Raw genomic sequence first — 23,881 nt, forward strand, 5'->3', positions numbered from 1 at the left:
GTAACCCATCGGTGCAGGGGAGTGCGCCCGTGGGGGCGGGTCGCCCGAGGGCCCCAGCAACCCGCCCCATCCCGCGCCGGTATCAGCGGCGGGCATATTCGCGGAAGCCGCGCCCCGTCTTGCGGCCGAGGCAGCCGGCGGCCACCAGGTGTTCGAGCAGCGGCGCCGGTGCCAGGCCCGGGTCGCGGAACTCGCTGTGCAGAACCTTCTCGATGGCGAGCGAGACGTCCAGGCCGACCACGTCCAGGAGTTCGAACGGCCCCATCGGGTAGCCGCCGCCCAGCTTCATCGCCGCGTCGATGTCGTCGAGCGTCGCGTAGTGCTCCTCGACCATCTTGATCGCGTTGTTGAGGTAGGGGAAGAGCAGCGCGTTCACGATGAACCCGGCCCGGTCACCGCAGTCGACGGGGTGCTTGCGCACCTTCAGGCAGACCTCGCGGACGGTGGCGTGCACGTCGTCGGCGGTCAGCACCGTGCGGACCACCTCGACCAGCTTCATCGCGGGAGCCGGGTTGAAGAAGTGCATCCCGATGACGTCCTCGGGGCGCGACGTCACCCGCGCGACCGCCACGACCGGCAGCGACGAGGTGGTGGTGGCGAGCACCGCACCCGGCTTGCAGACCTTGTCCAGCGTCTGGAAGAGCTGCCGCTTGATCTCCAGGTCCTCGGCGACCGCCTCGACCGCGAGATCGACGTCGGCGAAGGAGTCCAGCGAGCCCGCCGCGGTGATGCGGGCGAGCGTCTCGTCCCGCGCCTCCTCCGTCAGCCGCCCCTTGGCGACGGAGCGCTCCAGGGACTTCGCGATCCGTCCCTTGGCCGTGTCCGCCTTCTCCTGGCTGCGGGCGGCGAGCACCACGGAGTATCCGGCCTTCGCGAAGACCTCGGCGATACCGGAGGCCATCGTGCCCGACCCGGCCACACCCACCGAGGAGACCTCGCGCCCGGGGACCGCGCCCGCGCTCCGTGACGGGGTCAGTGCGTCCGGCACCACGTCCTGGCTGCCGGCGGCGGCGTACGTGTAGAAGCCGCGGCCCGCCTTGCGGCCGGTCAGCCCCGCCTCGCTGAGCTGGCCCAGCACCGGGGCCGGGGCGTGCAGCCGGTCGTGGGACTCGGCGTACATGGCCTCCAGGACCGTGCGGGCCGTGTCGATGCCGATCAGGTCGAGCAGCGCCAGCGGGCCCATCGGCAGACCGCAGCCCAGCTTCATCGCCGCGTCGATGTCCTCACGGGAGGCGTAGTTCGCCTCGTACATCGCGGCGGCCTGGTTGAGGTAGCCGAACAGCAGGCCGTCCGCGACGAAGCCCGGGCGGTCACCGACCGCGACCGGCTCCTTGCCGAGCTCACGTGCGAGCCGGGTGACGCTCTCCACGGCGGGCGGGGCGGTCAGCACGGAGGAGACCACCTCGACCAGCTTCATCGCGGGCGCCGGGTTGAAGAAGTGCAGGCCGAGGACCCGCTCGGGGCGCTGCGACTCGGCGGCCAGCCGGGTCACGGACAGGGCGTTCGTGCCCGTCGCCAGGATCGTGGTGGGGGGGACCACCGCGTCGAGCTCCCGGAAGACCTGCTGCTTGATCTCGTACGTCTCCGGCACGACCTCGATGACCAGCTCCGCGTCCGCGGCGGCCTGAAGGTCGGAGAACGTACGGAACCGGGCGAGGATGTCGCGCCGCTCCTGCTCCGTGATCCGCTCACGGCTCACGGCGCGGGCGGTGGAGGCTTCGAGGGAGGCGACGGCCTGGCGGGCGGCGGCTTCGCTGATGTCGATGCCGATGACCTCGCGGCCCGCACGGGTCAGGACCTCGGCGATGCCGGTTCCCATCGTGCCGAGGCCGACGACGGCAATGGTGGTGAGCGGGGTGTCCATCACGGGACTCCAGGGTGAGTGACGACTGTGAGGAGCACGGCGGCGCGCGGGGCCGGGGAACGGCCGGCGCTCGGTGTGCGGAAAAGGCGTGTCGTGGTGCACGGTTCCGGCCGCCCAGGGCGCACCGGGGGGAAAGGGTGACGGGCTCTGTCCCGGAGCCACGTCTCACAAACTGCCGAACCGACAAGCACTCCGGGTGGCTGCGTCACCAGGCCACCGGAGTCGACGGGGTGTGTGTCCCGCTCACCTGAGCTTAACCGGCGAGTAACGAGCGCGCCAGCCCTGGGGGCTTGTGCGCCGGCACACAGTTCGGCGAACACCGTGAGTGCGCGTCTATAAACTCACCGTCATGGATGAGGAGTTGCGCTCACTGATGGACCGGCTCGGGCACGAGGCCGGTGAGCCGGAGGCCTTCCACCGGCTGCTCACCACCGAGGACGACGAGGAGCTGGCCCGGGTCCTCGTGGAACGCGAACGCCCCCTGTGGGCCCGGGAGATCGCGGCCTTCCGGCTCGGCTGCCGGGGCGACCGCCGCGCCTTCGAGGCGCTGGTGCTCCTCCTCAACCACCGCGACCCCGAGCGCTGCGTATCGGCGGCGCACGCCCTGCGGCTCCTCGGCGACCCCCGGACACCCCGCGCGGCGGCGACCCTCGCCACGAACACCCTGCGGACGGCCTACGCCCTGCACCCGGTACGCCTGCTGACCGCCCTGCGCGCCCCCGAGTCCGTGCCGGCCCTGGTGAGCACCCTGCACCGGCTGCTCACCCCGGACGAACCGCACTGGCGCGTCGCGCTCGCCTGCGTGGAGGGCCTGGGCACCCTGGCGGACGACAGGGCCCGCCCGGTCCTGGAGGCGGCGCTGCCGCACCCGCGCCTGGGGGAGGCGGCGGCCGAAGCCCTGAGGCGGCTGCCGGCGGGGTGAGGGGGGCCTGAGGGCCCTCAGGGTGCGACCGCCTCCACGTCGCACGCGGCCAGCAGCTCCTCGACCGCGGCGCGGATGGATTCGTCCCCCAGGAAGCCCCGCCAGCCGCCGCTGCTGCCGAGCCGCTGGTCACGCGCCGGCACCTCGCGCAGGAGCTGGGCGGCGGGCCGGGCGGCTGGGCCGATCCGGGCCAGGTGGCGCACGGCGGGGAGCATGACCGGCCGGGAGGTACCCTCGGCCAGCCCTCGCACGGCGGTCGTCAGCGCCGGGACGGTGTTCTCGGTGTCACCGGTCACCGCCCACAGGGCGTGCGCCGCTTCGACACGGGGCCAGATCCCGGTGTCCGCCGCCATCGTCCGCAGCGGGTCCGCGTAGCGTGCGGCGTGCGCGCCCAGGTCGGCGAGTATGCGCAGGGCGGGCCGGGGGAAACCGTCCGCGGTGAGGGTCCGGTCCAGCGCCTCGAGGACCGGGCCGGGTTCCCCACCGACCTTCCAGCAGGCCCAGGCCGCGAGTTCCGCGTGTGCGTCGCCGGGCCGCGAACGGGCCGACAGGAGTTCCCGTGCCCCCCGGCCCGGGGTTCCGATCCCGGCCAGTGCCGTCGCCGCCGCCGTCCAGGCCCGGTCGTCCTCCAGCAGGGCGAGCAGTTGCGGAACCGCCGGCTCCGCCGCGGGGCCCCAGTCCGCGAGCACGTTGCAGTACGAACTGAGTACGTGGGCCTCCGCGGCGGCGTCGAGCCGGCCGAGGACCATCGGGAGGAGCGGCTCGGCGTGGTCGGGGAGGTGGCCGACGACCTCATGGAGCGCGGGGAGAACCGGGTAATGCCAGTCGGCGGACGGGTAGTGGGCGGAGTTCGACGCGAAACCGGACCGTGGCCGGGCTCCCGCTTCGATCAGCCCGGGCAGGCAGCGGGGGTCGTTCATCCGGGCGAGTGCCCACACGGCGGCCTCGGCGACGGTCTCCCGTCGTCGTGTGTCCCGGACACCGGTGTCGCCGAGCAGCGCGGCGACGTCATCGGCGTACGGCGATGCCACCGGCCCGAGGCAGGCCAGCAGTTCGGCCGCCCGGAAGCGGACCTCGGCGGCGGGGTCGTCCAGCCGGGCGGCCAGGCGCGGAAGGAGCGCGGTGGCCGGTGAGCACCACCGGGCCAGCAGGCCGCCCGCACGGGCCAGCCCGCCGACGCGCTGTTCGACGTCGGGGTGGTCGTCCAGGAGGCCGAGGGTGAACGTCGGGGAGGGACCGGTGAGCAGGGCGGCCGTCCAGTGGTGCACACCCTGGACACCGGACTCCACCGTGCTGGTGTGCTGCCACAGCTCGACGCCCGGGCCGCGTACCGCTTCCAGCAGGAGGCCGATCCGCTGTGCCGGAAGGCCGGGCTCGGCAGGGGCGATGGCGTGCACCGCCGCCAGACGCGTCTGCGCCTCGGGGGCGTCGAGCAGCCCGCGGAGCAGTGCACGGGCCTCGGCACCGTGTCCGCCCGACGGCTCCCGCAGCGCCGCGCGTCCGAGTGCGAGGACCAGGTCGAGACGCGCGGCCGCATCGTCCTCCACCTCCCAGCGGCGGAGCAGTGCGGGCAGCGTCAGCTCACCGGGACTCCGGCAGGAACCGATCACGTCGGCCGCGTCCCGCCGCACCGCCGGGTCCGCCGCGTCGAGCAGGGCGAGTACCTCCGGCAGCGCGCGCTCCCATGCCGCGGGCCAGCCGGGATCCAGCCGTTGCTCGGCGACCAGCCCGGCCTCCGACACCAGCCTCGACACGATGCCGAGCAACGTGCGACGGCTCGGCACGTCCGGCGTTGCGGCCAGGCGCAGCAGATACGGTAGCGCGGCCGTGGCAGCGGAGCAGATCCAGCCACCCTGATGGAAGAGGTTGTTGAGCAGGTCGTCGGCAGCCTGCTCCGCGTCCTGCGGATCCGGGCCCGCGCACCGGCGCAGCAGGCCGGGCACGTCCTCCGCGGATCCGTAGTTGTGTCTCAGCGCGGCCCAGTCGACCGTGTCCCGTTCCCCCCACATGCGGTTGACCCTACGTGGGGCGGGCGGCTGCCGTCGTGGCCGGACCCGTGCACGCACCGTGTGCCGAGGGCGAACCGCTCGGTCGACGCGTCGGACCGCGTACGTACCTGACCTCCGGGACCGTCGCACCGCCGGCCTCGAAGGTTTCCTCCGCACCGTCCGGCCAAAAGCCGGCGCGCTCGTAGAAGCGGCGGGCCCGGGCGTTGTCCTTGAGCACCCACAGCGTGATGCTCGCGAAACCGTCCGCCAGGGCTCGCACCGTCACACCCGGATCTCCGCCACGGCCGCGCAGTCGTCGAGCGTCATGGCGCGTACACGCACGCGGGGGGCGTACGCGGGATCGGGATGCGTGGTCACGCGGTCCATCCTCGTGTACGCCCCCGGCGTGGGGCCCGGCATTTCTCAGCCGCTCATCAGCCGCTCATCAGCCCCCGTCAGCCCCGGAAGCCGAGCAGCCCGTGCAGCGTGTTTCCCTTCGTGTTCGCGCCCGCCTTCGTGGCGGGGGCGGGCTTCGGCTCCGGCAGGGCGTCGCAGACCGCGTCCGCGCCGCTGCCCTCGCCGCGCGGGAGGGTGCCGTCGGTGAGGTAGTCCGCCAGATACGCGTCCAGGCAAGCGTTGCCGCTCAGCGTGATGCCGTGGTTGCCGCCGCCCTGCTCGACGACCAGGGAGGAGCCCTCGAGCTTGCGGTTCATCGTGACGCCGCCCTCGTACGGGGTGGCCGCGTCGTCGGTCGCCTGGAAGAGCAGCGCGGGCGGGATCGCGTCGTTGCCGACCCGCACCGGCTCCAGCGGCTCCACCGGCCAGGTGGCGCACGGGGCGTTGTACCAGGTGTTGTTCCAGGACATGAAGGGCGCCTTGCGGTGCGCCTGCCAGGTGTCGTTGCGCCAGCTGGTCCACGTCCGGGGCCAGCCGGCGTCGCGGCACTGCACGGCCGTGTAGACGGAGTACCCGTTGTCACCGCTCTTGTCGACCGCGGCGAAGTCCTCGTACGCCGTGACGAGCGCGTCCTCGTCCTCGTCCTTCACGTACGCGGCGAACGTCTCCGCCAGGCGCGGCCAGTAGCCGTTGTAGTAGCCGCCCGGCATGAAGATGTCCTCCAGCTCGGACGGGCCGACCTTGCCGCCTGCGGGGTGCTGCTTCACGGAGTCCCGCATCCGGTACCACGCCGCTTCGACCTCCGCCGGGTCGCTGCCGAGCCCGTACGTGGCGTCGTTCTTCGCCACCCAGGCGGCGAACGCCTTGTGGCGGGCGTCGAACGCGAGGTCCTGGCCGAGGTTGTCCTCGTACCAGACGCCGTCCGGGTCGACGATCGAGTCCAGCACCAGGCGGCGCACGCGCTCGGGGAACAGCTTGGCGTAGACCGCGCCCAGATAGGTGCCGTAGGAGTAGCCGAAGTAGTTGAGCTGCCGCGCGCCGAGCGCCTCGCGGATGACGTCGAGGTCCTTCGCGGCGCTGGCGGTGTCCATGTACGGCAGCAGTTCGCCGTGCTTCTCACCGCACGCGGCGGCGAAGGAGGCGGCCCTGTTCCGCGCGGTCTTCTCCGCGCCGTAGCTGTCCGGGACGGAGTCGGGGCGCACCGGCGTGAAGTACTTCGGTACGCAGTCCAGGGCGGGCCTGCTCTTCCCGACCCCGCGCGGGTCGAACCCGATCACGTCGTACTGGGCGGCGACCTTCGCGGGGAGCGAGGCGGCCACGAAGCCCGCCATCGAGAGCCCGCTGCCGCCGGGGCCGCCGGGGTTGACCAGCAGCGGGCCCTGCGAGGTCCTGCCCTTGTGCGGGATGCGGGAGAGGGCGAGGGTGATCTGTTGGCCCGACGGGTTGTCATGGTCCAGCGGGGCGCGGACCTTCGAGCACTGCAGGGCCGGATAGGACTTCGTGCCGCAGCCCGTCCACTTGAGCGGTGCGGCGGCGCGCGGGGCGCCGGCCCCCGGTCCGGTGGACGCGGTGGACGCGGTGGACGGCGCGGCGGTCACCAGGCCCGCGACCGTGGCGCCGACGGCGACCAGGATTCCTGCACGTTTCGTCATATGGTCTCCCGTGGTGGGGAACACGGCTGTGGATGGCACAGCCCCCGCGGGATGCTCCCCGGAATCGGACACGGAAGGACACGTTCCGCCGAGAGTTGACCCGTTCGAATGGCAGGACGGGTGCGGTCAGAGCAGGCTCAGCTGGGTGGGGCCCTCCACGAGCGGCTCCGGAGCCCTGGGCGGGACGCGGCGGACGCCGCCCCGGTCGGCCGGGCCGATTCCGAACTCGGCCGCCAGCTCGTGCACCCGGCGGGTGATGCCGCGCTGGTACCAGGTGGGCGCGTAGGCCCCGTCCGCGTACATCTCCTCGTACCGGTGCACCAGGTGCGGGTGGTGGTGTGCGAGCCACCGCATGAACCACTCACGGGCGCCCGGCCGCAGATGCAGGACGAGCGGCGTCACCGAGGTCGCTCCGGCGGCGGCGATGGCGCGGACCGTGGCGCGCAGCTGGTCGGGGTGGTCGCCGAGGAAGGGGATGACCGGCGCCATCAGGACCCCGCAGCCGATCCCGCTGTCCGCCATGGCGCGTACGACGTCCAGGCGGCGCTCGGGGGACGGGGTGCCCGGCTCGACCGTCCGCCAGAGCTCGCGGTCGGTGAATCCGACCGAGACGGACACGCCGACCTCGGTGACCTCCGCGGCCTGCCGCAGCAGATCCAGGTCCCGCAGGATCAGGGTTCCCTTCGTGAGGATGGAGAAGGGGTTGGCGTGGTCGCGCAGGGCCGAGATGATGCCGGGCATCAGCCGGTAGCGGCCTTCGGCGCGCTGGTAGCAGTCCACGTTCGTGCCCATCGCGATGTGCTGGCCGTGCCACTGCCGGGAGGCCAGGTGGCGGCCCAGCAGCTCGGCGGCGTTGACCTTGACGACGATCTGGGAGTCGAAGCCGAGGCCGGTGTCCAGGTCCAGATAGCTGTGGGTCTTGCGCGCGAAGCAGTAGACGCAGGCGTGCGAACAGCCGCGGTACGGATTCACGGTCCATTCGAACGGCATGCGGGAGGCTCCCGGCACCCGGTTCACGATCGAGCGTGCCCGGATCTCGTGGAAGGTGATCCCCCTGAATTCCGGGGTGTCGAACGTGCGCGTGGTGACCGCGTCCGCGGCGAAGAGCGCTCCGTTACCCGCCTTTGCGGTGTTCTCTGCCAGATTGTCCCAGCGCATGGACGCCTCCTTGGTAGCACTCCGCAGAGAATAGAACATGTGTTCCCTTGATCGTGTCCGGCGGAACGCCGGCCCCGATTTTGAGGGGCCGTACCCGAGGTGGTTGGCTCAGCAGCACCCCGAACAACCGAGTGCTGGAGGAACAGGCATGGCGCAGGTCGAGGCCACGACAGAGCGGATCATCGCGGCGGACGCAGAGACGGTGTTCGATGCGCTGGCCGACTACAAGGAGGTCCGGGGCAAGGTGCTGACCGGGCACTTCAGCGAGTACGAGGTGCGCGAGGGCGGAGACGGTGAGGGCACCCTCGTCCACTGGAAGCTCCAGGCCACCAGCAAGCGGGTCCGCGACTGCCTGCTCGACGTCACCGAGCCGACCGACGGTCAGCTGATCGAGAAGGACCGCAACTCCACGATGGTCACCACCTGGACCGTCACCCCGGCCGGTGAGGGCAGGTCCAAGGCCGTCGTCTCGACCGTCTGGAACGGCGCCGGCGGCATCGGGGGCTTCTTCGAGAAGACCTTCGCGCCCAAGGGACTCGGCCGGATCTACGACGAACTCCTCCAGAACCTCGCCGCCGAGGTCGAGAAGTAGGCCTGCTCCTCCCGCTGTTGGCGTCACGGCCGGCCTCACCGGAACGGGTGGTTTTCCGGGGTGGCCGGTTGTGCGCCGTAGTGCCTCCCACCGGCGCATAAGCCCTCGACGTGCGCCGTGCGCGCGCCCGGTCGCGTTTGCCCCGCCTTGCCGCCTGATGCGAGAAATGGGCGGCGCAGCTGCGACGAGGGGAGCGTCACATGGGTGGGATCACTCTGGTGAAGGACGAGCCGGGAGGCACCGAGTACGGGCCTCCCGCGACCGGGCCGGAACCCGCTCCGCCCCCACCGCCCTCCGGTGCCGGCGACGCCGTGCCGCCCGAAGCGATCAGCCCGCGCCGGATCCGGCTGGTCTTCCTCGGGCTCATGCTCACCCTGCTGCTCGCGGCGCTCGACCAGATGATCGTCGCCACCGCCCTGCCGAAGATCGTCGGCGAGCTGCACGGCCTGGACAAGATGTCCTGGGCGGTCACCGCCTATCTGCTCGCCTCAACGATCGGGCTGCCGCTCTACGGCAAGCTCGGCGACCTCTTCGGCCGCAAGGGCGTCTTCCAGTTCGCGATCATCGTCTTCGTCATCGGCTCGGCCCTCGCCGGCTGGTCGCGCACCATGGACGAACTCATCGCCTTCCGCGCCGTCCAGGGCATCGGCGGCGGCGGACTCATGATCGGCGTCCAGGCGATCATCGCCGACATCGTCCCGTCCAGGGAGCGCGGGCGCTACATGGGCCTCATCGGCGCGGTCTTCGGCCTCGCGTCCGTCGCGGGTCCCCTCCTCGGCGGCTTCTTCACCGACCACGCCTCCTGGCGCTGGTGCTTCTACATCAACGTGCCGTTCGGCATCGTCACCCTCGCCGTCATCGCGCTCGTACTGAAGCTGCCCAAGCCCGCGGTCCGCCCCCGCCTCGACGTGCTGGGCGCCCTGCTGCTCGCCGTCGCCTCCACCTGTCTGGTGCTGCTCACCAGCTGGGGCGGTACGGAGTACGCCTGGGGCTCGCGGACCATCCTGGGACTCGCCGCCGGTGCCGCCGGAACGACCCTGCTCTTCCTCGTCGTCGAGCACCGGGCCGCCGAACCCCTCATCCCGCTGCGGCTGTTCCGCGACTCGGTCTTCAACGTCACCTCGCTGGTCGGCGCGGTCGTCGGGGTCGCGCTCTTCGGGGCCGCCAGCTATCTGCCGACCTATCTCCAGATGGTCGAGGGCGTGTCCGCCACCGAGTCGGGGCTGCTGATGCTGCCCATGATGGGCGGCATCGTCATCGCCTCCGTCGTCTCCGGACAGCTGGTCTCGCGCACCGGCCGCTACCGCGTCTATCCGATCGTCGGCGGGGCCGTCTCCGTCGTCGGCATGTGGCTGCTCTCCCTCCTGGACACCGGTACCTCGGCGCTGGAGTACGGCGTCTGGCAGGCCGTCCTGGGCATCGGGATCGGTCTCGTCATGTCGATCCTGGTGCTGGCCGTCCAGAACTCCGTACGCGCCTGTGACCTCGGCACCGCCACCAGCGCCCACAACTACTTCCGGCAGATCGGCGGGAGCGTCGGCGCCGCGATCTTCGGCACCCTCTTCGCCGGGCGGCTGAGCGACGCGCTCGGGGTGCGGCTCCCGGCGGGCGCCGACCTGCCCGACGCGGAATCGATCACCCCGCAGCTGGTCCACGCCATGGAGCCCGCGCTGCGGGACGCGTACATCCAGGCGTACGCCGACGCGATGCCGCGGATCTTCCTCTACCTGGTGCCGGTGCTCCTGCTCGGCCTGTTCCTCGCCTTCTTCCTCAAGGAGAAACCGCTGGTGTCCCACCACACCCCGCAGACGGCCGCCGACCCGGCCGTGACGCCCTCCACGATCCCCGCGGCCCGCACCGACCCCGGCCCGCCCCGGCCCGGCACGCTCTCCGGGGTACCGGTGCGCGGAGGCGTCCAGCACCCCGACGGCACGACGGTGGGCCGCGCGGCCCTCACGCTCATCGACGTCCAGGGGCAGCAGGTCGGACGGAGCGCCAGCGGGGACGACGGGCGGTACGCGCTGAGCGCGCCGGGTGCGGGTTCCTACGTGCTGATCGCGGCGGCGGGCGGGCACCAGCCGCAGGCCGTCAGCGTCACGGTGGGCGACCGGCCGGTCGAGCTCGACGTGGTGCTGGGCGGGGCCGGGCGGCTCGCGGGCGCGGTCCTGACGCCCGACGGCGCCCCCGTCCGCGACGCGGCCGTCACGCTCACCGACGTACGGGGCGAGGTCGTCGCGAGCACCCGCACCGGGCGCGAGGGCGCCTATGTCATCAGCGAACTGGTGGCGGGCGAGTACACCCTGGCGGCCAGCGCCCCCGCTTTCCGGCCCGCCGCCCTCCCGGTGAGCGTGCAGGCGGCCCGGGAGACCCGGCAGGACATCGAGCTGGCGGGCGGCGCGGTGCTGCGGGGGATCGTGCGCGCCCCCGGCGGGCGGGCCGTCGAGGACGCCAGGGTCACCCTGCTGGACGCGGCGGGCAACGTGGTCGACACCCTGCGGACCGGACCCGACGGGGCGTTCCGGTTCGTGGACCTGTCGACCGGTGAGTACACGGTGATCGCCGCCGGCTATCCGCCGGTCGCCACCGTGCTCCAGCTCCCGGGCGGCGGGCGGACCGAGCGGGACCTCCAGCTGGGGCACGAGGACTGAGCGTCCCGGCCCGTGCGGCGGGTGTGCGGCAGGCCGCACACCCGCCGTCCTCACGGCAGCAACCGGGGCCGCCGCCTCGCCGCGACGTCTTCGACCCAGCCGAAGCACACCACGGCGGCGGCGATCAGCACCCACGCGACGCCGAACTGCCACCACGGGCTGTCCAGCGGCAGATGGCGCTCCATCGCCGGAACCTCCCACATCAGGTCGATCAGCGGCACGGCGGCCATCAGCGCCACCTCGTGCCACAGATAGACCGTCACCGCGCGGGCGTTGAACACCGTGACGACCCGGTCGGCCACCCGGTGGCGGGCGAGCCCGTCGAAGCGTGGCCTGAAGCGCAGCAGGAGCAGCACGAAGCCCGCCGACCACAGCGCCTGGGCGAGCGGGATGTCGTCCAGGTCGACCGTGCCGTCCACCGGATGGCCCGCCGCCCACCAGGCACCCACCGCCATCAGCGGCGCGGCGGCGGCGAGGGTTCCCGCACCGCGCAGCCGGTCGAGGACCCCGTCGCGGTGCGCGAAGCCCAGCAGCCAGCAGAACAGGAACACCGAACCGTCGCCGATCGTGCTGCCCAGCCGCCCGTCCGGCACGCCGGTCACCGTCTCCAGCACCACGACGGGCACCAGCGAGAGCGCGAGCACCGGCAGCGGCGCGAGCCGGAACAGACGCAGCAGCAGCGGCGAGAGCAGCACGAACCACAGGTACGCGCGCAGGTACCAGAGCACCGCCCAGGCCTGCTCGCCCCACGCGTTGCCCGGCGGATCACCGATCGGCAGCACCCAGTACAGGACGTCGGGCCCCGGCACCCAGCCGTGCAGCAGCATCGCGACACCGAGCAGCAGACCGAAGAGCCACACCGGGACCAGCAGCCTGCGGAGCCGGCTGCGCAGCACCCCCATCGCCGGCCGCTCCAGCGAGCGCGCCATGAGCGAACCGGCGAGCGCGAACATCACGCCCATGGAGGGGAAGACGAACCCCAGCCAGGGCCACTCGAAGGTGTGGTAGGTCACCACCCGGACGAGCGCTACGGCCCGCAGCACATCGAAGGACCGGTCGCGGCCGGTGCCCGCGGGGGCGGCCGTGGGGGACGGCGCGAGCGCCGTCCTGCGGTGCGCGCCCCCCACTACGAGGCCCCCACGCCGGGCGTGCCCACTTCGCCGGTGCGTTTCAGCTTCTGCCAGCGCAGCCGGCCCCCGGTCGCGGCGGTGACGCAGGAGTGGATCAGCACGAGGTACATCAACTGCCGGTAGGCGAGCTGCTGGAGGGGCAGCATCAGCAGATACCTGTACTTCTCCCGGTCGAGCCGGAAGGCGTACGCCGCGCAGAACAGCTGCACGGCCAGGACCGCCAGCCAGGCGAGCAGCGAGGCGCGGAAGTCCACGAAGATCATCGCGTAGACCGTGAAGACGTCGATGAGCGGCGCGAAGACCGGGGTGACGATCTGGAAGAGGACGACCAGCGGCATCCCGACCCGGCCGAAGCGCCCGGAGGGTCCCCGGTCGGTGACGGACCGGCGGTGCTTCCACAGCGCCTGCATGGTGCCGTAGCTCCACCGGTAGCGCTGACGCCACAACTGCCCCAGGGAGGCCGGTGCCTCGGTCCAGGCGCGGGCGTGCTCGGCGTACACGACCCGCCAGCCCGCGCGGTGCAGGGCGATGGTGATGTCGGTGTCCTCCGCCAGTGTGTCCTCGCTCATCCCGCCGACCTCCAGGACCGCCTGGCGGCGGAAGGCGCCGATGGCCCCGGGGATGGTGGGCATGCAGCCGAGCAGGTCGTACATCCTGCGGTCCAGGTTGAAGCCCATCACGTACTCGATGTGCTGCCAGGCGCCGATCATCGTGGACCGGTTGCCCACCTTGGCGTTGCCCGCGACGGCACCGATCCCCGGGTCGGCGAACGGCTGCACGAGCTGCCGCACCGTGTCGGGTTCGAAGACGGTGTCCCCGTCCATCATCACGACGATGTCGTAACGGGCCTGCCGCACACCGTTGTTGAGGGCGGCCGACTTGCCCGCGTTCTCCTGCCGGATCACCCGGACGTTGGGCAGCCCCAGCGCCTCGGCTATCTCCGCCGTGCCGTCGGTCGAGCCGTCGTCGACGACCACGATCTCGATCGGATGGGTGCTGGCGGCAAGGGAGTTGAGCGTACTGGCGATGCACTCCTTCTCGTTGTACGCGGGCACGATCACACTCACGGGACCGGTCACCTCCGGTCCCCAGGTGAACCTGCGTCTGTTGCGTTGCCGGTGGTGACGCCGGGCGAGCAGCAGCATCATGCCGAAGCGGCCGAGCACGGCCACCCCGACGACGGCCAGCACGGCCGCCAGGCCGGGCACCGTCCACTCCGCGACGGCGACCGCGGCGAGCAGGGCGCGGCCCTCCCACCTGGAAGCGGTGTCCGCCCGGTGGTGGGCGGCCTGTTCCGCGTTGCCCTGCGAGGCGGCCGCCCCGGCGGGGCCGCCGGCCGGCGCGCTGCCCGCCTGGGCCCCGCCCTCCTGCCCGGCGGAGGCGCTGTCCTGCTGCTGTGCGCCGCTGACGGTGGTGAAGGTGTAGCCCTTCGCCTTCATCTTCTTGATGTACTTCGGCAGCGCGGCGAGCGTCTCCGAGCGGTCGCCGCCCGCGTCGTGGAAGAGCACCGACGCGCCCTCGCCGTCCTCGGGCGTGGCCCACTTGACGATCTTGTCGACGCCCGGCCGCTGCCAGTCCTCGCTGTCGGTGTCGATGAACACGCTGGTGTAGCCCATCGCGCCGAGGCGCTCGTAGACGGGCCAGCTGTAGTCGTCGATCGCGTCGGTCTTCGAGGAGTAGGGCGCGCGGAACAGCGTCGTCGTGATGCCCGCGGCGCCCGCCAGGGCCAGCTGCGTCTGGGCGATCTCCCGCTTGACGCGGGCCTCGCTCTGATAGGAGAGGTCGACATGGGTGAAGGTGTGGACCCCCACCTCGTTGCCCTCGTCAACCATCCTGCGTACGACGTCCGGATAGCGCGAGATCATCGAGCCGACCAGGAAGAAGGTGCCCGGGACGTCGTTCTCGTCGAGGATGTCCAGGACCTGGTCGCTCCACTCGGGGTCCGGACCGTCGTCGAAGGTCAGCACGATCGTCTTGTCCGGGACCGACTGGGTGCGCGCGGTGCCTCCGGGGAAGCTCAGCAGCGGCCCGCCCTCCAGGACGTCGTCGGGCACCGAGTCCGCGGAGGCGTTCGAGCGCACCCGCTGGTCGTTGCCGACCTCGGCGCGCAGATAGCCGTCCAGCAGCATCACGCTGACGAGCGCCAGCAACAGCAGCAGGGCCATGATCACGCGGGGCTTCGGGACGGCCTGGCGTCCGAAGCGGCCGATCACGCCGGGCGTGGCGTGCCGGCGGCGGGCAGCGGCCATCAGTTCGCCCCGCCGGATGCCGTCGCCCCCGCGGACGGCGTCGCCCCGCCGGACGCGGGCGGCGACGGTATTCCGCTCGGCGCGCCACTCGGGGGAGCGGTGCCACCCGGCGGCATGCCGTACCCGGGCTGCGTCCGGCCGCCGGGGCCGGCCTCGGCGGCCGGGCCGCCGTCGAAGGGGAGCAGCTGGGAGGGGGTCAGGGAGATGCCGCCCATGAAGGCGAGCCCCAGCACGGCGGCGTAACCGACGCAGACGAGGCCCAGCAGCATGCCCGCGCGGCGCAGCAGCTTGGCCCGGCGCCCGGAACTGTCCACGAACACGGGCCCCTCCTGGGGCTGTACGGTCGCGCGGCGCCGCTCCGCCGAGCGGGCCGGGCCGGCGTGTGCCCGGCGTCGGCCGCGCGGCGCCGGGTCTTTCTCGATGACGGGGTCGGATTGCATGTGCGCATGGTCGCGAAGCTTGATGTGCGAAGTCTGGAGCTTTCCTGGCCGCAGGCTGTGAAACGGCCGCGAACCTGTAGGACCGCTGAGAGTGCGCCCGGTTCGGTGTGCCTCGGCAGCGCTCCTCGAGCCTTTTGAAGCAAGGGAGTTGACGGAAAGTGGCGTCCGCTGACCGGTCCTTTCCATGAGTTGACTGTGTCTTCGGAAGGGCTCCCGATGTGAGAGGTTCGAGGGGTCCCGGCAGCACCGGCTGCCGCCCCGGACGCCTCACCGAGAGCAGGTGCACATACGTCATGCAAAGGCGCACACGGGTCTCCTCGGCCCTCGCCGGGCTGATCGCCCTCGGCCTCGCCTGCTCGGCCTGCTCCACGGGCGGCGTCGCCGATCAGACGAACCAGGCGTACGGCTCCGCACCGCCCCCGCCGACCGGCGCGGCGGCGAAGACCGCCTACACCCCGTACGTCAGCGCCACCACCGCGGCCGACACCGACGACGCGGGGTCGCCCGACACGTACAACCTGGCCTTCGTCACCTCCGACGCCTCGGCCTGCACCCCGCTCTGGGGCGGCACCGTCGCGTCCGGCAGCGACGCGGTCGCCGCCCGGGCCGAGGCGCTCACCGGCACCGGGGCCGACCTCCGCGTCTCCTTCGGCGGGGCCGCCGGCACCGAGGCGGCGCTCGCCTGCGACAGCGCGGAGGAACTGGCCGACGCCTACGGCGAGGTGCTCGACGCGGTCGGCGCCACCAAGGCCGACTTCGACATCGAGGGCGACGCGCTCACCGACACCGCGTCCGTCACCCGCCGCAACGAGGCGCTGGCCCTCCTCCAGAAGGAGCGCGACCTCGACGTCACCTACACCCTGCCGGTCATGCCCGACGGGCTGGAGGACAGCGGGACCGCCGTCCTGGAGGACGCCGTGGACCAGGGTGTCGACATCTCGGCGGTCAACATCATGGCGATGAACTACAGCACGTCCGACACCGGCGACATGGGCGACTACGCGGAGACGGCCGCGGAGGCCGCCCACGACCAGCTCGTGGACGTGCTCGGACTTGGCGAGGACGAGGCCTGGCAGGCACTGCACATCACCGTGATGATCGGGGTGAACGACGTCGCGGGGGAGACGTTCACCCTCGACGACGCGGCGTCCCTGCGGACGTTCGCCACCCGGCAGGGCGTCGGCGCGCTCTCCCTGTGGGCCTCCTTCCGCGACCAGGAGTGCGGCGCGGACGAGGACACCACGACGGCCTCGGACACGTGCAGTGGAGTCGACCAGGAGGCGGGGGCGTTCGCCGAGGCCCTGAGCGGCTGAGCGGACCGGGCGCCGCCGGGGCGAGCGGTACCGGCGACCCCGGGTGCCGGTCGTCGCCGGCCTCCCTCACGGCGGCGCCCCCCTGCCTCTGTTCTTCCGTGCCCCCGTGCCTTCAGTGCTTCCCGCGCCTTCAGCGTTCCCAGCGCAGAGGGTTCTCCCGGACCAGTGTCATCAGCGCCTTCGCTCCCGGGCTCATGGCCCTGGCCGGAGGGAGCACCACGACGCTCTCGTACACCGGCAGATGCGCGCCTTCGAGCTCCACCGTCACCAGTCCCCGCGCCTCCGGCTTACGGGCGAAGTGGTGCGGCACCACCGCGATCCCGAGCCCCTCGTGGACCAGTTCCAGCAGGCTGTGCACGTCGCTGACCTCCAGCGCCACCGTGCGGCGGGCCCCCGCCGCGGCGCACGCCTCGTCCGCCGCCCGCCTCGGCCCCCAGTCCGGGTGGAAGTCGATGAACGACTCGCCCTGGAGCCCGCCCCACGCCACCGGCTTCCCCTCCACGGCCAGGCGGTGGCCGGGCTCGCACAGGACGACCATCGGCTCCCGCGCCAGCGGCACGAGTTCGCCCCGCCACTCCGGCGGGCTGACCGTGGCGGCGAACGCGAGGTCGAGCCGACCGCCCGCCACCCCCTCCAGCAGGCTGGACGTGCCCTCCTGCCGGAGCCGGATCTCCATGTGCGGATGCTCCCGGTGGAAGGCCGCGAGCAGCCGCGCCGGGCTGACCCCGGCCACGCACTGCTCCACCCCCAGCGTCAGCGTCCCGCGCAGCAGCCCCCGTACGGCGTCGACGGCATCGCGCGCCGCCCTGGCTCCCGCCAGCGTGCGCTCCGCCTCGACCAGCAGGGCCTGGCCCGCCTCGGTGAGCCGGACCGTGCGCGTCGTACGGCTGAACAGCGGTGTCCTGAGCTCCTGCTCCAGGGCCCGGACGGACGCGGACAGCCCGGACTGCGAGACGGCGAGGCGCTCGGCCGCACGGGTGAAGTGCTGCTCCTCGGCGACGGCGACGAAGTGCTCCAGCTGACGCAATTCCATGATTGAGCAATCTAAGCGATGAATCCGAGCGGAATCTCCTGTTGGACCGCTGGATCGTTCTCCGCCAGTCTGGGAGCGCGCACCGGATCCGGCGCGCAGGCCCGTGTCCTCGTGGAGTGCTCGTATGTATCTGCCGTCCGCCGACCGCTACACCGCCATGCCCTACCGGCGCACCGGGCGCAGCGGTCTGCTGCTCCCCGCGCTGTCCCTCGGCCTCTGGCACAACTTCGGAGGCGACCGGACCCCCGAGAGCCAGGGCGAGATCCTGCGCAGGGCCTTCGACCTGGGCATCACCCACTTCGACCTCGCCAACAACTACGGCCCGCCCCCCGGCTCCGCCGAGATCGCCATGGGCCGCGCCCTGAAGACGGACTTCGCCGGTCTCAGGGACGAGATCGTCATCTCCACCAAGGCGGGCTACCACATGTGGGAGGGCCCGTACGGCGAGTGGGGTTCCCGCAAGAGCCTGCGCTCCTCGCTCGACCAGAGCCTCACCCGGCTCGGCCTCGACTACGTCGACATCTTCTACTCGCACCGCTTCGACCCCGACACCCCGCTCGAAGAGACGATGGGCGCCCTCGACACCGCGGTGCGCCAGGGCAAGGCCCTCTACGCCGGGGTCTCCAACTACTCCGCCGAGCAGACCCGCGAGGCCGCCCGCATCCTCGACGAGCTGGGCACCCCGCTCCTCATCCACCAGCCGCGCTACTCCATGCTGGACCGCTGGGTCGAGGACGGGCTGCTGGACGCCCTGGACGAGCTCGGCACCGGCTCCATCGCCTACTCCCCGCTGGAACAGGGCATCCTCTCCGACCGCTATCTGAACGGGATCCCCGAGGGTTCGCGCGCGGCCGGCGCCAGCCCGTTCCTGTCGGCCGAGGCGGTCACCCCGGACCTGGTGACCCGGCTGGGCGAGCTGAACGAACTGGCGCGGGAGCGCGGACAGTCCCTGGCGCAGATGGCACTCGCCTGGGTGCTGCGCGGCGGCCGGGTCACCTCCGCCGTCGTCGGCGCGAGCAGCGTCGCCCAGCTGGAGAACAGCGTCGCGGCCATCGGGAACCTGGAGTTCGGCGCGGACGAGCTCGCCCGGATCGACGAGCTGGTCAAGGGAACCGCCCGCGCCTGACCGAGGCCCCGCTCCGGGAGCCGTCCGCCGTGCGGCGGACGGCTTCACCGGACTGGACCAGTGACAGATCACGAAGGCTCTGGCCCGGCACTGTCCCGGCGCGTACCGTGAGGCGGCACGAAGATCCTCTTCCCGCGCGGCGGGCGGGGGACCGTACCGACCAGTGACAGGACCGCGCACCGTGAAGATCCTCGTCAGCGCCGACATGGAGGGCGCCACCGGAGTGACCTGGCCGGGTGATGTGCTGCCCGGGACCCCGCAGTGGGAGCGGTGCCGTGCGCTGTTCACCTCCGACGTGAACGCCGCCGCGCTCGGTTTCTACGACGGCGGCGCCGACGAGGTGCTCGTCAACGAGGCCCACTGGAGCATGCGCAACCTGCTCCTGGAGCGGCTCGACGAGCGCGTGCAGATGCTCACCGGCAAGCACAAGTCCCTCTCCATGGTCGAGGGCATCCAGCACGGCGACGTCGACGCCGTCGCCTTCGTCGGCTATCACACCGGCGCGGGCACGGAGGGCGTGCTCGCGCACACCTACCTGGCCAACTCCATCACCGGCGTCTGGCTGAACGGCGTCCGCGCCAGCGAGGGCCTGCTCAACGCCCACGTCGCCGCGGAGTACGGGGTTCCCGTCGTCCTCGTCACCGGCGACGACCTGACCTGCGTGGACGCCGCCGGCTACGCCCCCCGCGCCCGTACGGTGGCGGTGAAGGACTACGTCTCGCGCTACGCGGCCGTGTGCCGCACCCCGGCCCGTACCGCCGCCGACATCAGGAAGGCCGCCGCCGAGGCGATCTCGCTCGCCGGCCGCCACGCACCGGTGACGGGCGGCTCCTACACCGTGGAGCTGGAGTTCGACGCCGAGCATCTGGCGGCGTCCGCGACCGTGGTCCCCGGCGTGGCGCCGAGCGGCGAACGGCGTGTCGCCTACACCAGCGGGACGATGTACGAAGGTATCCGCACGTTCAAGGCGGTGACGACGATCGTGTCGGCCGCCGTGGAGGAGCAGTATGGCTGAGGCGGGCAACCCGACCGGTCCGGTCGACGCGACGGCGCTCGGGGAGTCGGTGACGTTCACCTCCGAGCTGATCCGCATCGACACCACCAACCGGGGCGACGGCAGCTGCCGGGAGCGCCCCGCCGCCGAGTACGTCGCCGAGCGGCTGGCCGACGCCGGGCTGGAGCCCGCCCTCCTGGAACGCACACCGGGGCGGACGAACGTCGTCGCCCGGATCCGGGGCACCGACCCGTCCGCCGACGCCCTCCTCGTCCACGGCCATCTCGACGTGGTGCCCGCCGAGGCCGCCGACTGGACCGTGCACCCCTTCTCCGGAGAGGTGCGCGACGGCGTCGTGTGGGGCCGCGGCGCCATCGACATGAAGAACATGGACGCGATGGTGCTCGCCGTCGTCCGGGCCTGGGCCCGCGCCGGCGTACGCCCGCGCCGTGACATCGTCATCGCCTATACGGCCGACGAGGAGGCGAGCGCGCACGACGGCGCGGGCTTCCTCGCGGACCAGCACCCCGAGCTCTTCGAGGGCTGCACCGAGGGCATCAGCGAGTCCGGCGCCTTCACCTTCCACGCGGGCCTCGGCATGCCGCTCTACCCCATCGCCGCAGGCGAGCGGGGCACCGGCTGGCTGAAGCTGACCGCCGAGGGCAAGGCGGGTCACGGCTCCAAGGTCAACAAGGCCAACGCCGTCAGCGCCCTGGCCGCCGCCGTCGCCAGGATCGGCGCGTACGAATGGCCGGTGCGGCTGACCCCGACCGTGCGCGCCGCCCTCATCGAGATCGCCGCCCTCCACCACATCCGGATCGATCCCGACGCCCCCGGCTTCGACGTGGACGAACTCCTCGGCAAGCTCGGACCGGCCGCCGCGCTGGTCGAGCCGACCGTCCGCAACAGCAGCAACCCGACGATGCTGGACGCCGGTTACAAGGTCAACGTGATCCCGGGCCGCGCCACCGCCCAGATCGACGGACGCATGGTGCCCGGCGGCGAGGACGAGTTCCGCACGACGATGGACCGGCTGACCGGCCCCGGGGTCGACTGGGAGTTCCAGCACCGCGAGGTCCCCCTCCAGGCCCCGGTCGACTCCCCGACGTACGCGAAGATGCGGGCGGCCATCGAGCTGTTCGACCCGGACGCCCGCGTCGTCCCCTACTGCATGTCGGGCGGCACGGACGCCAAGCAGTTCTCCCGGCTCGGCATCACCGGCTACGGCTACTCCCCGCTGAAGCTGCCCTTCGGCTTCGACTACCAGGCGCTGTTCCACGGTGTCGACGAACGCGTCCCGGTCGACGCCCTGCACTTCGGCGTCCGGGTCCTGGACCACTTCCTGCGCACCGCCTGAGAAGAACCACCCGCCACGGCCCACGCACCGAACCGGGCCGACCGCAGAGAGCGAAGAGGGGGAACCGACCATGGCGTCCACAGCGGCGTACGGCACATGGCCTTCACCGATCGACGCGGCGCTCGCCGCCTCGCACGACGGCCGGCCGGAGTTCGTCGGCACCGTCGGCGACGAGGTGTGGTGGACGGAACCCCGCCCGGCCGAGGGAGGCCGCCGCGCCCTCGTACGCCGAAGGGCCGACGGCACCACCCGGTCCGTGCTCCCCGAACCGTGGAACCCCCGCAGCCGGGTCATGGAGTACGGCGGGGTGCCGTGGGCGGGCGTGGCGCGCGAGGAGGGCGGCCCGCTCGTCGTGTTCGTCCACTTCCCCGACCAGCGGCTGTACGCCTACGTGCCGGACGGGCCCGACGAGCCGTGGCCGCTGACCCCTGTGTCGGACGTCGGAGGCGGACTGCGCTGGGTGGAACCGCAGTTGCACCCGGAACGCGGCGAAGTGTGGTGCGTCCTGGAGGAGTTCACCGGGGAGTCACCCACCGATGTGCGACGTGTGATCGCCGCCGTCCCGCTGGACGGATCGGCTGCCGGCGACCGGAGCGCCGTGCGCGAACTCAGCGACGACCGCCACCGGTTCGTCACCGGACCCAAGCTGTCGTACGACGGCTCCAGGGTCGCCTGGATCGCCTGGGACCATCCGCGGATGCCGTGGGACGGCACCGTCGCGATGATGGCCGATGTCACCGAGGAGGGCACCTTCACCGGAACCAGGCCCCTGGTCGGCGACATCGACGAATCGGTCGTCCAGGTGGAGTGGGACCGGGACGGCACGCTGCTCTTCGTGTCGGACGTCGGCGGCTGGTGGGAGCTCCAGCGGCTGCGCCCCGACGCCGTCGCGGGAGCGGTCGTGCCCAGCAGCCGTCTCTGCGCCGGCCGGAGCGAGGAGTTCGGCGGGCCGCTGTGGAAGATCGGACTGCGCTGGTTCCACCTCCTGGACAACGGACTGATCGCCGTCATCCACGGCCGGGGCACCAATCGGCTCGGCGTGCTCGACCCGGAGACCGGCGAACTCGTCGACGCCGTGGGCCCCTGGACCGCCTGGGCCGAGACCCTCGCCGTGCAGGACACCAGGGTCGTCGGCATCGCCGCGAGTCCCAGCACGTCGTACGAGGTGGTGGAACTGGACACCGCCACGGGGCACGCCCGGACCATCGGCGCACCCCACGAGGACGTGGTCGATCCCGCGTACTGCTCGGAGCCGCGCGTCCGCGTCTTCACCGGCCCCGAGGGGCGCGAGATCCACGCCCACGTGCATCCCCCGCGCCACCCCGACCGCACCGGACCCGACGGCGAACTCCCCCCGTACGTGATCTGGGCGCACGGTGGCCCCACCGGGCGCGCCCCGCTCGTACTCGACCTGGAGATCGCCTACTTCACCTCCCGGGGCATCGGGGTCGCCGAGGTCAACTACGGCGGCTCCACCGGCTACGGCCGCGCCTACCGCGAACGGCTCCGCGAGCAGTGGGGCGTCGTCGACGTCGAGGACTGCGCGGCCGTCGCCCGTGCACTCGCCGACGAGGGCACGGCGGACCGCGCCCGGCTGGCGATCCGGGGCGGCAGCGCCGGGGGCTGGACCACCGCGGCCTCGCTCACCCGGACCGACGTCTACGCCTGCGGGGCGATCAGCTATCCGATCCTCGACCTGGAGGGCTGGGCGACCGGCGAGACGCACGACTTCGAATCGCAGTACCTGGAATCGCTCGTGGGCCCGTACGCCGAGGTGCCCGAGCGCTACCGGGAGCGCTCGCCCGTCCACCACACGGCCTCGCTCACCGCGCCCTTCCTGTTGCTCCAGGGGCTCGACGACCCGATCTGCCCGCCGGTCCAGTGCGAGCGCTTCCTGGCCGCCGTCGAGGGCCGCGGGGTGCCGCACGCCTACCTCGCCTTCGAGGGGGAGGGCCACGGCTTCCGCAGAGCCGGGACCGTGCGGCGCGCACTGGAGGCGGAACTCTCCCTGTACGCGCAGACGTTCGGTTTCGACCGCCCCGATGTCCCCGGACTGGAGCTGAAGCGGTGACCCTGGAACCCCTCGCCCGTGCCACCCGGCTGCGTCCGGGCTCCAGGGTCGTGGTGGTCTCACCCAGCGGTCCCGTGCCTCCCGAACGCATGGAACGCGGCCTCGAACTGCTGCGCGGCTGGGGCCTCGACGCGGTGGCGGCGCCCCACGCCCTGGACACCCACCCCGAGCTGGACCACCTCGCCGGTACGGACGAGCACCGCGCCCAGGACCTCCAGGAGGCGTGGTGCGACCCGTCCGTGAACGCCGTCCTGTGCGCCAGGGGAGGATACGGCGCCCACCGCATGGTCGACCTCCTGGACTGGTCCGCGCTCAGGGCGGCCGGGCCCAAGGTGTTCGTCGGATACAGCGACATCACCGTGCTGCACGAGGCGTTCGCCCTGCGGGCCGGGTTCTCGACCCTCCACGGCCCGATGATTGCCACCGAGGTCTTCCTGGAGGACGAGGCGACCCGGCAGGCCATGCGCTCCACCCTGTTCGAACCCGAGTCCGTGCCGAGCCTCGGCCTCGGCACGGCGGCCGCGCTGGTTCCCGGCACCGCCCGGGGGATCACGTACGGCGGCTGCGTGAGCCTGCTCGCCGCCGACGCGGGCACCCCCGGGGCCAGGAGTTCGGCCCCGGGCGGGCTGCTGGTGATCGAGGACGTGGGGGAGGACCCGTACCGCCTCGACGGGTACCTGACCAGGCTGCTGCGCATCGGCGCCCTGGACGGCATATCCGGGGTGGTGTGCGGCTCCTGGGAGGGCTGCGGGCCGTACGGGAAGGTGCGGGCCGTGCTCGCCGACCGGCTCGGCGGACTCGGGGTCCCGGTGGTCGAGGAGCTGGGCTTCGGTCACGGCCCCACGGCGCTGACCGTCCCGCTCGGTGTGCCGGCGGTGCTGAACGCCCCGGCGGACGGCGGCCGTTGCACCCTCGCCGTCCAAGTCCCCGCGCTCGTCTGAACCGACG

17 protein-coding genes are annotated in these 23,881 nt (G+C 72.5%); 9 read left to right on the top strand and 8 right to left on the bottom strand.

Annotated elements, in window-relative coordinates:
* Nucleotides 1-82: 82 nt before the first annotated feature.
* A complete protein-coding gene (locus tag AMK10_RS17755) occupies nucleotides 83-1,864 on the bottom strand; it encodes a 3-hydroxyacyl-CoA dehydrogenase family protein (RefSeq protein WP_073748761.1) in 1,782 nt (593 codons plus the stop codon).
* Between the two features lie 349 nt (nucleotides 1,865-2,213).
* Between AMK10_RS17755 and AMK10_RS17760 the strand changes: the two genes are divergently transcribed.
* On the top strand, nucleotides 2,214-2,786 hold the full coding sequence (locus AMK10_RS17760) for an adenylosuccinate lyase (RefSeq protein WP_073748762.1): 573 nt from the start codon (nucleotides 2,214-2,216) through the stop codon (nucleotides 2,784-2,786).
* 17 nt (nucleotides 2,787-2,803) lie between these two features.
* Here AMK10_RS17760 and AMK10_RS38505 read toward each other — a convergent pair whose 3' ends face one another.
* The 3 genes from AMK10_RS38505 to AMK10_RS17780 form a co-directional block, all read right to left on the bottom strand.
* Entirely contained in the window at nucleotides 2,804-4,795 is a 1,992-nt protein-coding gene (locus tag AMK10_RS38505) for a hypothetical protein (RefSeq protein WP_073748763.1), read from the bottom strand.
* A gap of 434 nt (nucleotides 4,796-5,229) precedes the next feature.
* On the bottom strand, nucleotides 5,230-6,822 hold the full coding sequence (locus tag AMK10_RS17775; RefSeq protein ID WP_073748764.1) for an alpha/beta hydrolase: 1,593 nt from the start codon (nucleotides 6,820-6,822) through the stop codon (nucleotides 5,230-5,232).
* Nucleotides 6,823-6,948: 126 nt separating this feature from the next.
* Nucleotides 6,949-7,980, bottom strand: coding sequence for an Rv2578c family radical SAM protein (locus AMK10_RS17780; RefSeq protein WP_073748765.1), 1,032 nt, complete (start codon nucleotides 7,978-7,980; stop codon nucleotides 6,949-6,951).
* A gap of 148 nt (nucleotides 7,981-8,128) precedes the next feature.
* On the opposite strand from AMK10_RS17780, the gene AMK10_RS17785 reads away from it, so the two are divergent.
* Together AMK10_RS17785 and AMK10_RS17790 are read left to right on the top strand one after the other, a co-directional pair.
* The gene (locus tag AMK10_RS17785) at nucleotides 8,129-8,572 is read left to right on the top strand and encodes an SRPBCC family protein (RefSeq protein ID WP_073748766.1); all 444 of its coding nucleotides are present in this window, start codon (nucleotides 8,129-8,131) and stop codon (nucleotides 8,570-8,572) included.
* 200 nt (nucleotides 8,573-8,772) lie between these two features.
* Entirely contained in the window at nucleotides 8,773-11,220 is a 2,448-nt protein-coding gene (locus AMK10_RS17790) for an MFS transporter (RefSeq protein ID WP_073748767.1), read from the top strand.
* Nucleotides 11,221-11,270: 50 nt separating this feature from the next.
* Here the strand turns inward: AMK10_RS17790 and AMK10_RS17795 are convergent, their stop codons facing one another.
* Genes AMK10_RS17795 through AMK10_RS17805 form a run of 3 tightly spaced genes read right to left on the bottom strand, consistent with a single transcriptional unit; the run spans nucleotide 11,271 to nucleotide 15,039 of the window.
* On the bottom strand, nucleotides 11,271-12,347 hold the full coding sequence (locus AMK10_RS17795) for an acyltransferase family protein (protein ID WP_073748768.1): 1,077 nt from the start codon (nucleotides 12,345-12,347) through the stop codon (nucleotides 11,271-11,273).
* On the bottom strand, nucleotides 12,347-14,599 hold the full coding sequence (locus AMK10_RS17800; RefSeq protein WP_073748769.1) for a bifunctional polysaccharide deacetylase/glycosyltransferase family 2 protein: 2,253 nt from the start codon (nucleotides 14,597-14,599) through the stop codon (nucleotides 12,347-12,349). Before AMK10_RS17800 ends, AMK10_RS17795 begins: the two co-directional genes overlap by 1 nt.
* The gene (locus AMK10_RS17805; RefSeq protein ID WP_073748770.1) at nucleotides 14,599-15,039 is read right to left on the bottom strand and encodes a hypothetical protein; all 441 of its coding nucleotides are present in this window, start codon (nucleotides 15,037-15,039) and stop codon (nucleotides 14,599-14,601) included. The genes AMK10_RS17800 and AMK10_RS17805 overlap by 1 nt, the downstream gene beginning before the upstream one ends.
* 293 nt (nucleotides 15,040-15,332) lie before the next feature.
* Here AMK10_RS17805 and AMK10_RS17810 point away from each other — a divergent pair, with 293 nt between their 5' ends.
* Nucleotides 15,333-16,352 carry a chitinase gene (locus AMK10_RS17810; protein WP_073748771.1) on the top strand — a complete coding sequence of 340 codons (1,020 nt, stop codon included), beginning with the start codon at nucleotides 15,333-15,335 and terminating at the stop codon, nucleotides 16,350-16,352.
* 130 nt (nucleotides 16,353-16,482) lie between these two features.
* Here the strand turns inward: AMK10_RS17810 and AMK10_RS17815 are convergent, their stop codons facing one another.
* The gene (locus tag AMK10_RS17815) at nucleotides 16,483-17,385 is read right to left on the bottom strand and encodes a LysR family transcriptional regulator (RefSeq protein ID WP_073748772.1); all 903 of its coding nucleotides are present in this window, start codon (nucleotides 17,383-17,385) and stop codon (nucleotides 16,483-16,485) included.
* Nucleotides 17,386-17,509: 124 nt separating this feature from the next.
* Here AMK10_RS17815 and AMK10_RS17820 point away from each other — a divergent pair, with 124 nt between their 5' ends.
* The 5 genes from AMK10_RS17820 to AMK10_RS17840 all read left to right on the top strand — a co-directional run bounded on the left by AMK10_RS17820 (nucleotide 17,510) and on the right by AMK10_RS17840 (nucleotide 23,874).
* Entirely contained in the window at nucleotides 17,510-18,511 is a 1,002-nt protein-coding gene (locus tag AMK10_RS17820) for an aldo/keto reductase (RefSeq protein ID WP_073748773.1), read from the top strand.
* Between the two features lie 181 nt (nucleotides 18,512-18,692).
* Nucleotides 18,693-19,526, top strand: a complete 834-nt coding sequence (locus AMK10_RS17825; RefSeq protein WP_073748774.1) for a M55 family metallopeptidase — start codon at nucleotides 18,693-18,695, stop codon at nucleotides 19,524-19,526.
* Complete coding sequence (locus tag AMK10_RS17830) at nucleotides 19,519-20,862, top strand: M20/M25/M40 family metallo-hydrolase (protein WP_073748775.1); 1,344 nt, start codon at nucleotides 19,519-19,521, stop codon at nucleotides 20,860-20,862. The genes AMK10_RS17825 and AMK10_RS17830 overlap by 8 nt, the downstream gene beginning before the upstream one ends.
* Nucleotides 20,863-20,932: 70 nt before the next feature.
* Entirely contained in the window at nucleotides 20,933-22,933 is a 2,001-nt protein-coding gene (locus AMK10_RS17835) for a S9 family peptidase (protein ID WP_073748776.1), read from the top strand.
* Entirely contained in the window at nucleotides 22,930-23,874 is a 945-nt protein-coding gene (locus AMK10_RS17840; RefSeq protein ID WP_073748777.1) for a S66 peptidase family protein, read from the top strand. The genes AMK10_RS17835 and AMK10_RS17840 overlap by 4 nt, the downstream gene beginning before the upstream one ends.
* Nucleotides 23,875-23,881 lie beyond the last annotated feature (7 nt).

It is taken from the genome of Streptomyces sp. CB02058 (assembly GCF_001905505.1).
In the GTDB taxonomy this organism is placed as follows: Bacteria; Actinomycetota; Actinomycetes; order Streptomycetales; family Streptomycetaceae; genus Streptomyces.

Excerpts from the sequence above, each read along its gene's own strand:
- AMK10_RS17755 (WP_073748761.1), bottom strand. The coding sequence starts at position 1,864 with ATGGACACCCCGCTCACCACCATTGCCGTCGTCGGCCTCGGCACGATG.
- AMK10_RS17760 (WP_073748762.1), top strand. The coding sequence starts at position 2,214 with ATGGATGAGGAGTTGCGCTCACTGATGGACCGGCTCGGGCACGAGGCC.
- AMK10_RS38505 (WP_073748763.1), bottom strand. The coding sequence starts at position 4,795 with ATGTGGGGGGAACGGGACACGGTCGACTGGGCCGCGCTGAGACACAAC.
- AMK10_RS17775 (WP_073748764.1), bottom strand. The coding sequence starts at position 6,822 with ATGACGAAACGTGCAGGAATCCTGGTCGCCGTCGGCGCCACGGTCGCG.
- AMK10_RS17780 (WP_073748765.1), bottom strand. The coding sequence starts at position 7,980 with ATGCGCTGGGACAATCTGGCAGAGAACACCGCAAAGGCGGGTAACGGA.
- AMK10_RS17785 (WP_073748766.1), top strand. The coding sequence starts at position 8,129 with ATGGCGCAGGTCGAGGCCACGACAGAGCGGATCATCGCGGCGGACGCA.
- AMK10_RS17790 (WP_073748767.1), top strand. The coding sequence starts at position 8,773 with ATGGGTGGGATCACTCTGGTGAAGGACGAGCCGGGAGGCACCGAGTAC.
- AMK10_RS17800 (WP_073748769.1), bottom strand. The coding sequence starts at position 14,599 with ATGGCCGCTGCCCGCCGCCGGCACGCCACGCCCGGCGTGATCGGCCGC.
- AMK10_RS17805 (WP_073748770.1), bottom strand. The coding sequence starts at position 15,039 with ATGCAATCCGACCCCGTCATCGAGAAAGACCCGGCGCCGCGCGGCCGA.
- AMK10_RS17810 (WP_073748771.1), top strand. The coding sequence starts at position 15,333 with ATGCAAAGGCGCACACGGGTCTCCTCGGCCCTCGCCGGGCTGATCGCC.
- AMK10_RS17815 (WP_073748772.1), bottom strand. The coding sequence starts at position 17,385 with ATGGAATTGCGTCAGCTGGAGCACTTCGTCGCCGTCGCCGAGGAGCAG.
- AMK10_RS17820 (WP_073748773.1), top strand. The coding sequence starts at position 17,510 with ATGTATCTGCCGTCCGCCGACCGCTACACCGCCATGCCCTACCGGCGC.
- AMK10_RS17830 (WP_073748775.1), top strand. The coding sequence starts at position 19,519 with ATGGCTGAGGCGGGCAACCCGACCGGTCCGGTCGACGCGACGGCGCTC.
- AMK10_RS17835 (WP_073748776.1), top strand. The coding sequence starts at position 20,933 with ATGGCGTCCACAGCGGCGTACGGCACATGGCCTTCACCGATCGACGCG.